2 protein-coding genes are annotated in these 1,571 nt (G+C 70.1%); both read right to left on the bottom strand.

The window, feature by feature from the left end:
• Positions 1 to 18: 18 nt before the first annotated feature.
• Positions 19 to 519: a hemerythrin domain-containing protein gene (locus tag KBX39_RS30805; RefSeq protein WP_030499909.1), complete on the bottom strand. Its 501-nt coding sequence runs from the start codon at positions 517 to 519 to the stop codon at positions 19 to 21.
• A 107-nt stretch (positions 520 to 626) separates the two neighbouring features.
• On the bottom strand, positions 627 to 1,571 hold a 945-nt coding region (locus KBX39_RS30800; protein WP_210873911.1), incomplete at its 5' end, for a S8 family serine peptidase.

The raw sequence follows: 1,571 nt of genomic DNA, 5'->3' as shown, positions 1-1,571 counted from the left end.
CCCCCCCCGCGGCCGGTGTCAGGCGACCACGGCATCGAGGGACTTCTTCAGCGCCTTCGGGGCGGTCGGCGTCTTCGGGGCCTTCGGGCGCAGGTCGAGCATCCGCTGGCCGATCTCCTGGAGCTGGTTACGGCCGAGCGCCTCCCGGACCTTCGGGAACCACTCCTGCTCCTCCTCCTCGACGTGGTGCAGCACGTTCTCGATCAGCACCGTCGTCTTGGCGTTGAACCGCTCGTCGTCGGCGTCCATGGTGAACAGCTCGAAGCAGAGCACGTCCGCGACGTGGTGCTCCTCGTACGACTCCAGGATGTCGTCCTCGACGTCGGGCACCAGCTTGCGGACCTCCGGGTACATCACCTCGTTCTCCAGGTAGGTGTGCACCGTCAGCGCCTCGAGGATCTGCTCGACGATCTTCCCGCGCTTGCTCGCCGGTCCCTCCTCGGCCTCCTGGAAGGCCTTGAACAGGCGGCGGATCTCCTTGTGGTCCTCCTTGAGCAGGACGATCGCGTCGGTGGACACCGGTTACCTCCTATAGTCGGCTGACGCTGCCCCCCTACCCGGGGCCCGACCAGGACAAACAGACCGGGCCCGGCGCGCTCGCCGGGCCCGGTCCACGCGGGTACGGGTTACTTCACCGCGTTGTACGCGTCCACGACACCGGCGCCGTAGAACCCGTTGCGCTTCCCGCCGGAGCAGGTCGCGTCGTACGCGTTCGGGCCCGCCGGGATCAGCGGCACCGGGTTGTACACGCCCGCCGGGCAGGACTTCGCCACCGCCGTGCGCTCCAGGAACGAGGAGAGCTGGCCCGGCGTCATGCCCGGGTGCGCGGACAGCGCCAGCGCCGCGACGCCCGCGGCGTGCGGGCCGGACATCGAGGTGCCCTGTTTGTAGCCCCACCCGTTGGTACGGGTGGCGGTGTTGAAGGTGGTGGACAGAATGCCGTCGGTGGACGTCGAGCGCGCGCCCTGGGTCCGGAACCGGGTGTCGCCACCGGGCGCGGTCACGTCGATCACGCCCTGGCCGTACGAGGAGTAGTAGCTCTTGTCACCGGTCGGGCCGACGGCGGCGACGGTCACCACGCCCGGCGCCTCGGCCGGGAGGACCAGGCAGGCGTTGGTGAGGTTCGCGCGCTCCTCCGGCGTGCCGTTGTTCGGGCTGCCGGTGTCGGTGATCTTGTGGGCCAGGTCGAAGTTCGCGTTGCCGGCCGACGCCACGTGCAGCACGCCCTGCGACTGCGAGTAGCGCAGCGCCCGCTGCACGGCCTGCCACACCGGACGCTGGCGGGCGTCGTTGCGGCAGTTCAGCTGCCACGGGTCGATGTAGTAGCTGTTGTTGGTGAGCTGGAAGCCGTGCTCGGCGGCCCACATGAACCCGCAGACCGCGGCCTCCGGGAAGATGTAGCCGTCGTCGTTGACCACCTTGACGGCGGCGACCTTCACACCCGGGGCGACGCCGGTGACGCCGACGCCGTTGACCGCGGCGGCGATGGTGCCCGCCACGTGGGTGCCGTGGTCGCTGGTGGTCGGGTTCCACGCCGGCTCGGCGGTGTCGGTGAGGCCGCCGATGCAGGA

This window comes from Micromonospora sp. D75, assembly GCF_018070405.1.
GTDB classification, from domain to species: domain Bacteria; phylum Actinomycetota; class Actinomycetes; order Mycobacteriales; family Micromonosporaceae; genus Micromonospora; species Micromonospora chalcea.
The sequence above is the reverse complement of the archived record's forward strand: the minus strand, read 5'-3'. Positions and strand labels throughout refer to the sequence as shown.